This is a genomic window from Synechococcus sp. R3-13, assembly GCF_047462195.1.
Classification (GTDB): Bacteria; Cyanobacteriota; Cyanobacteriia; order Thermostichales; family Thermostichaceae; genus Thermostichus.
The window spans coordinates 1-7,235 of record NZ_JANSIO010000153.1; the positions used below are offsets into that span (position 1 = coordinate 1).

Annotated in this window: 7 protein-coding genes; 1 reads left to right on the forward strand and 6 read right to left on the reverse strand. The window is 60.2% G+C overall.

The window, feature by feature from the left end:
* Window positions 1-182: 182 nt before the first annotated feature.
* On the reverse strand, window positions 183-2,090 hold the full coding sequence (locus tag NW856_RS04855) for a serine/threonine-protein kinase (protein WP_414399367.1): 1,908 nt from the start codon (window positions 2,088-2,090) through the stop codon (window positions 183-185).
* A gap of 131 nt (window positions 2,091-2,221) precedes the next feature.
* Here NW856_RS04855 and NW856_RS04860 point away from each other — a divergent pair, with 131 nt between their 5' ends.
* Window positions 2,222-3,139 (forward strand): histone deacetylase, encoded by a 918-nt coding sequence (locus NW856_RS04860; RefSeq protein WP_414399368.1) that lies wholly within the window; start codon window positions 2,222-2,224, stop codon window positions 3,137-3,139.
* Window positions 3,140-3,150: 11 nt separating this feature from the next.
* Here the strand turns inward: NW856_RS04860 and NW856_RS04865 are convergent, their stop codons facing one another.
* The 5 genes from NW856_RS04865 to NW856_RS04885 all read right to left on the reverse strand — a co-directional run.
* Window positions 3,151-3,870, reverse strand: a complete 720-nt coding sequence (locus tag NW856_RS04865) for a PP2C family protein-serine/threonine phosphatase (protein WP_414389052.1) — start codon at window positions 3,868-3,870, stop codon at window positions 3,151-3,153.
* The gene (locus NW856_RS04870) at window positions 3,870-5,612 is read right to left on the reverse strand and encodes an ABC1 kinase family protein (RefSeq protein ID WP_414399369.1); all 1,743 of its coding nucleotides are present in this window, start codon (window positions 5,610-5,612) and stop codon (window positions 3,870-3,872) included. The genes NW856_RS04865 and NW856_RS04870 overlap by 1 nt, the downstream gene beginning before the upstream one ends.
* On the reverse strand, window positions 5,609-5,920 hold the full coding sequence (locus tag NW856_RS04875) for a DUF6825 family protein (RefSeq protein ID WP_414399370.1): 312 nt from the start codon (window positions 5,918-5,920) through the stop codon (window positions 5,609-5,611). The genes NW856_RS04870 and NW856_RS04875 overlap by 4 nt, the downstream gene beginning before the upstream one ends.
* Before the next feature lie 142 nt (window positions 5,921-6,062).
* Window positions 6,063-6,788, reverse strand: coding sequence for a phycobilisome rod-core linker polypeptide (locus NW856_RS04880; protein WP_414349917.1), 726 nt, complete (start codon window positions 6,786-6,788; stop codon window positions 6,063-6,065).
* A 58-nt stretch (window positions 6,789-6,846) separates the two neighbouring features.
* On the reverse strand, window positions 6,847-7,235 hold a 389-nt coding region (locus tag NW856_RS04885; protein ID WP_414399371.1), incomplete at its 5' end, for a HEAT repeat domain-containing protein.

Below are 7,235 nucleotides of genomic sequence, written 5' to 3' on the forward strand. Positions count from 1 at the left end.
GCAACCACCTGGGGGGGCTCTCCTGGGCAGGTAATCCGCAGGCGCACCGGGCGCTTGGGGGGAGGAGGTTCGGGGGGTTTGAGGAGAGCCGTAGGCCCGATAGGGAAGGGCCTGGCCAGGGTTTTGAAGAAGCGAGCGACGGTGCCCAACAGCGGCTTTTTGTCTTCAGAAGCAGACATGGCTCAGTCCCCCCGCAATTCGCGCGCACGGCGCAGCAGCTCCTGCATGGTCTGGCCGGGACGAGGGCCGCCTGCTGCTGAATTGAGGTTACGGGCCTTGGGAGGCCGGGCAACGGGGGCAGCCGGGGGTAGGGTGGGAGAGGAGGGGGAAGGTGGTGGAGCACCGCTGGGCAGCGTGGGATCCCAGAGGGCCATGTAAAGATGGCCTTGGGCGTTGCGTTCGATCCTGCCGGCCCAGGGGCCAACGCGGAATTGCACTCGCCCGGAACGTCCCTCGCGCACAGCCTGCAGTTCTCGCTGCAGTTGAGCAGGCAAGGGGGCTTGCAGCATATCCTCCAAGAGTCCTTCCACTTGAGGGGTGGGTACGCCATCGGTGACGGTGGCTTCGGTTTGCCGCAGGGCCAGACTGGATGCGTCGTAGAGCAGGCCCAAGTCCACCCCGCCAAAGCGGTACAGGTCGTACACGGTATTGGGCCAAGCGCCCTGCCCCTGCTGGCTGGGGGATCCCAGGCTGGCTCGTACCGTCTCGCGGGAAGTCTCCAGGGGAAAGGCGCGAAACACCGGCTCGCTCCTGTTGTAGGGTTCCAGCTCCGGCGCGGGATCCCGCCGTCCGTTCTGCTCTGAAGCCAAAACAAGGGGCTCAGGGACAAGCTCCCCAGGCATAGGATGGACATTCTCTGGGGCAGTGGAATCTGCCACTGCCGGACGAGATCCTGGCCCGGAAACACGGGGGGCCGAGGGGCGCTGCAGCAACTGTCCCCATTGCCAACTCACCAAAACCCAGCCCAGCAGCCCGCCCATCAGAAAGGGAATCAGGCGCACCCAAAGCAGGGATCCCCCGTTCTCGACCTCCGTGGCCGCCGTCAGGGGCCTGAGCCGCAGAGTACCTGATGCGGCCAAGGGCGGCGCAACAGCAGTGGGGTCTCCAGAAAGTGGGCCAGAGGCAACACTTCCAGAGGAGATCAGCGGAGATTGAAGGGCAACGGTCTCTGGAGATCCTTTTTGGGATCCCTGTGCTCTGGCTTGAATGTGCTCCAGCTCCGTCAACACGTTAGCCACCGATTGCGGGCGGGCGGCAGGATCTTTGGCCAGGCAACTGAGGATCAAGTCGGATAAACCGGCGGGCAGCGCGAACTTCAATCCCAGGTCTTCCAGAGGAATGGGGCGGCGCTTGTGGTGGGCCTGGTACCAGCCCGGGAAAGATTCGGTGGTGGGCTTGAGGGGCATCTGGCCAGACACCATCTGGTACAGCATGATCCCGAAGCTGTAGATGTCGGAACGGGCGTCCAGCGGCAACCCTTCCAGCTGTTCCGGGGAAGAATAGGCCAGCGTTCCCAGGTAGGCATGGGTAAAGCTCAAAGATTCATGGCTGTTGAGCAGCTTGGCAATGCCGAAATCCACCAGCTTCGCCAGTTCCCCAAAACTGCTATCAGGCACTACAATCACGTTGGCCGGCTTCAAATCGCGGTGGATCACCTGTACCCTTTGCCCTTCCATGAGGATCCCCTCGTGGGCCGCCTTTAACCCCAGGCCAATTTGGCGGGCCAGCCGGAAAAAGCGCTCCAAAGGCAAAGCCCCCGCGGCCAGAATATCCTTGAGGGTCTTGCCGTTCAGGTATTCCATCACATAGAAGGGCACCTCATCGGGGGTAATACCATAGTCATTGACTTTGACAATGTGCAGGCTTTTTTGGCCCAAAGCCGCGCAGGCTTTCGCTTCCCGTTCAAAGCGCAGGCGGGTGCGCTGATCCATTGCCGGCTGGGAAAGCAGCTTGACAGCCACTTCCACCCCACCAAAGAGCAAATCTTGAGCCAAATAGACTCGCCCCATGCCCCCCTGTCCCAGCAGATGTACAAGTCGATAACGCTGAGCCAAGAGGCGACCCAAAAAGGGATCCGACGCAGTAAACATAGGGAATCGCGGCGGTACGGAGAACAGGTTTGCAAGAGTCTCGAAGGGATCCGGCAGGAGCGGGCTACCTCTACCATAAGCACTGGAGCCGTTATAGGCCATGCTCACCGCCGTCAATCCAGTTGCCCTTGATGTCTTTGCCAATTGTTTACCACCCCGACTACAGTGCCCCCCTGCCGCCGGGCCATCGCTTTCCCATGCCGAAATTTCGCCTCTTGCAAGAGCTGCTGCTGCGGGAAGGGGTGATCCGCCCCCAGCAAGTGCACCACCCTGAGCTGCCCCCTCTCGCCTGGATTGAGTCGGTACATACCCCTGAGTACGTCAGAGCCTACTGTGAGGGATCCCTGGAGGCCAAGCTGCAGCGGCGCATCGGCCTGCCCTGGAGCCCGGAGCTGGTGCAGCGCACCTGTCGAGCGGTGGGGGGTACCGTCTTGACCGCCCAATTGGCCCTGCGCCACGGCCTGGCCTGCAACACCGCCGGCGGCACCCACCATGCCTTCCCCGCCTACGGCTCCGGCTTTTGTATCTTCAACGACCTGGCCATTGCCGCCCAAGTCTTGCTGCAGCAAGGGCTAGTGCAAAGGCTCTTGATCGTGGATTTGGATGTCCACCAGGGAGACGGCACTGCTTGGATCTTCCGCTCCGAGCCGCGGGTGTTCACCTTTTCCATGCACTGCGAGGCCAATTTCCCCGCCACCAAGCAGCAGAGCGACCTGGACGTGGCCCTGCCGGTAGGCATGGAAGATGAAGCCTATCTCCAGACCTTGGCCGACCACTTGCCCGATCTGTTGGCTCAGGTGCGCCCTGACCTGGTGCTCTACGATGCCGGTGTGGATCCCCACGAGGAAGATCTCCTGGGCAAGCTGGCCCTTAGCGACCAGGGCCTGTTTCGGCGGGACATGCAGGTGCTGAACACTTGTCTAAAGCAGGGCTATCCTGTCGCCTGCGTCATCGGCGGCGGCTACGGCAAAGACCTCGACCGCCTCGTGTATCGCCACTCCCTGCTGCACCGAGCGGCCAGCGAAGTGTACCGCCAATACCGTCTCTAGCCGGGGGCAAACTAGGCGTATTCGGCAATCACTACTGTGATGTTGTCTCGCCCGCCCCGCTCTTTGGCCGCTTCGATGAGTTTTAGAGGAAGCTGCTCCAAATCTTCCACCTGCAGGCAATACTCGATGATCACTTCGTCGTCCAGCTCCTCAGTTAGGCCGTCGCTACACAACAACAGGCGATCCCCTGGGTAAACTGTAATCGGCTGCACAGAAGGTGGACCCGCATCGGGTCGGCCCAGGCAGCGCTCGAGAATATGTCGCCAAGGGTGAATCCGGGCCTGCTCATAGGTCAGCTCCCCCAGTCGAATGGAGCGAGCCACTAAGGTGTGATCCTCGGTCATTTGCTGCATTTCGGATCCCCGTAGGCGATAGAGGCGAGAATCGCCAATGTGAGCACTCCAGCAGTTGCCCTTGGGATCCACCATGGCCACCACCACCGTAGTGCCCATGTCTGCCCGCTCTGGATTTTCCCGCTGATCCTTGAGGATGGCACTGTTGGCTGCTTCTACGGCTTCGCTGAGCAACCGGGGTGCCGGCACGTTTTTCCAGCCTCGATCCAGATATTCTCGGATGGTCTCGACGGCCAACAGGCTGGCTGTAGCCCCGGCAGCATGTCCTCCCATACCATCGGCAACAATAAAATAGCGCCCCTCTGGATCGCAGTAGCAGGCATCTTGATTGCTGCTGCGGATCTTGCCGGGATCCGTAGCGCAGGCATATCGTCGCATCACATCAATCGCTCTGACCGATTCAACCTTAAGAGTACTCTGATTAAAGCAAGAGCAGCGAGGGCAGCCAAAACCAAAGTGATAACCGTTAAGGTAGCATGTCCGGCCAAAAAGAGCTGAGTTGCGCTCAAAAAAAAGGCCGCAAACAACACCCCGTAAATGACTCCCAGCCCGGTGTTGTTCAGCTTGCGCAGCAAGCGCTCCGTCTCGCTGGATCGCACCCGCAGGCGCAGCTCCCCTTGTTCCAACTTGCTCAAGGTCAATTCGATCCGGCGGGGCAAACTGAGACTGCTGCTGGTGAACTCAGCCGCTTGACGGCCAACCTGGGCCAAGAGGGTCTCGGTCTCGCTTCCGTTCAAACTCATCAGCTCCTCCGCAAAGGGTTTGGCCACTTCCATAAAGTCGAACTCCGGATCCAGCCCCTTCCCCAGCCCCTCCAGCGTGGTCAGGGCCCGCATCACAAAGGTGAAGGTAGCCGGAAAACGAAACGGCTGATCGTAGGCCAGCTCGTAGAGGTCTTCGCTAATGGCCGCCACCGAGATTTCTCCCGAGTTGCTGGAAAAGGGTTTGTCCATAAAGTGATCCAGCATGTACTGCACCGAGCGGCGCACGGGAGCCAGATCGGCGGTGGGCACCAGCACCCCCAGTTCCACCAGCGAGGCCACCACCTGATCGGCATTTTTGGAGACCACACCTGCCAGCGTGCCCATCAGCTTTTCTTTCACATCGGAGGGCAGGCGGCCCATCATGCCGAAGTCGTAGAAGATCAACGTGCCATCGGGCTTCACGGCAATGTTGCCGGGGTGGGGATCGGCGTGAAAAAAACCATCCTTGAGCAGTTGCCGCAGATAAGCCTCTGCCCCCAGACGAGCCAAAACCTTGCGATCCAACCCTGCCGCACTCAAGGCTTCGTAATCGCTGATTTTGATCCCCGGCAGGTATTCCAACGTCAACAGGCGAGGAGAGGTGTAACGCCAATACACTTTGGGGACGGCAATTTGCGGCATATCCCGAAAGTTGCGGCGGAAGGTATCGGCATTGCGGCCCTCATTGAGGTAATCCACCTCTTCCCAGAGGGTGCGCCGACACTCTTCGTAGATGCCGATCCAGTCGCGGCCCGGCCCGCCCCAAGAGGTGCGATACTGAAAGAACTCGGCAATCCCACGGCAGATCTCCAAATCGATGGTGAACAGCCGGGTCAGCCCCGGACGCTGCACCTTCACCACCACCTCTTCCCCGGTTTTCAGCTTGGCGCGATGCACCTGCCCCAAGCTGGCAGCGGCCAAAGGGGTGGGATCAAAGTAGCTGTAGATTTGGGTTATCGGCCTGCCCAGCTCCTGCTGCACAATTGCCGCCACCTGTTCGTAGCTGAAAGCAGGCACCCGATCCTGCAGCTTGGAGAGCTCCTCGACATATTCCGAGGGGAAGAGATCGGCGCGGGTGGAGAAAAACTGCCCCACTTTAATAAAAGTAGGGCCTAAGTTAAGCAGCGTTTCGCGGATCCAAATGGCTCTGGCCCGGCGGCGCTGGGCCTTTCGCTCGGGCGTGGGTTGTCCCCCATAGCTCCAAGCCTGCTGATCCAGCCAAAGGTAAAACAGCCAGGTGAGCACAAATCGCCAAATGTCCAGCATGCGGCCCTGGCGAGTATAGTTCTCCCGGGCCCAGCGGTAGGCGGTATAGGGCTTGACGGGTTGTGATCCCAAAGAGGTTGAAGCCTGGGATCCCAGTGTGCTGGCACTCAAGCGTTTCGACTCCGATATTTCTGCAACTCGGAGCGCAGCTGCGCCACTTCCGCCCGCAAGTCGTCCAGAGTTGCCTGCAGATCTTCTGTCTGGAAAGGAGGCGGCACCCTTTCCTGGGCGGCCATGGATGCTTCTGCCTCAGCCCGGGTCATGACATCCTGGGCAAAGGTTTGCCAGCCCTCCTGCAGCTCGGCCCACACCTTGCCCACTTCTCCGGCAATATCGGTGAGGGCGCTTTCCAAACGCTCCCGTAGGACATCCGCCACAGCCTTGCCGACAAAAAAAGCCCGCACAACCGGATTCTTCATGCGACCCAAGTGTTAAGAAGCATCACCCAGATTATAACGAATCTTGCCCCAGGCACAGCGGCAGGCCGACCCATCCGAACAGCCTCGGATCGATCGGCCCGGCAGAGCCCGCAAAGGGTTGTCCCCGGAAGCTTGCCCAGTCCTAGCGGCGGCTGGTGGTCATGTCCGGGATCTTCAGATCGAAGACGCTGATGTTTTGCCGTGCAGCCGGCTTGGGATTGAGCATGCGGGCCATGTTGAGGAAGTTTTCTGGATCCCCGGGTTTGGGAGGACGGGTGAGACGATAGGTGCGCACCACTTCCCGCGTCGAGCGCTTCACGCCGGAGACATCGCGCCAACGAGCTCCATAGCGGGGGGTTACCAGGTTGGCGGGCTTTTCCGACAGGCGACGGCGTTGGTAAGGCACCACATCGTCCCCAAAGGCGGCATTGTACTCTTCGCTATCCACCACAGCGTCGATGAAGCCATCTAGCCCCTTGGTGGCAACGATGATGGAGTACTTGATGCGCTCCTGTTGGCTGTAGGTGGGCCGACCCAAAAAGCGCTGGAAGGTGACCTCGATGAAGCGGTAGTTGTCGTTGGGAACCATGACCAGATCCCGGTACACCTCTGACTTGCCCAGGCCGCGCACAAACTCTTTGACCGAGATTGCCCCGTTGCGCAATTGGGACTCCAGAGCTTTTTGCCGATAACTCTCCAGCATCAGATGCTCGCTGAAGATCTGGCGATAGGCGGCGCGAATGATGTTGTCGATACCTGTCGGGTCGTCAGGACGGTAGACCGGCGGGGTTTCGTCGCTGGCTACAAAGTAGCGAGGCACCCGTTCATTTTGGGTGGTGGGGCGATCGGCAAGCAACGGAAGGGACATAGATGGTGCTCCTAAAAAAACGAGAAAAACTTAAGAAAAACACAGTGGAGCAGGGAAGCTAAGGCTCAGCAGCCAATTCCTGCCAGCTCATCTGGGCGCGGAGAGGGATCAGAGGATCGGCATCTTCCAGGGCCATCTGGAGCGCAGCCTCGACTGAGGGGCGCAGAGATTGTTCACCCTGGCGAGCCAAGTCCGTCAGGGATCCGACGGCGGCATAGCGGACTCCCCAATCGGCATCGGCAAGGCATTGCCGCAACAGGTGCAAGGCTCGCTCTTGATCGGGCAAGGGCCGCTTGGCAGCCACCCGTCCCAGCCCGCGGGTCGCCGCCCGCCGTACACTGGGGGCAAAGTCCGCCACAATGGCTTCTGCCAAAAAGGGGTAGGCATCCCCATGGCCAATGCGAGCCAAAGCCCGCACCGAATAGGCCCGCGCCCCGTAATCGAAAC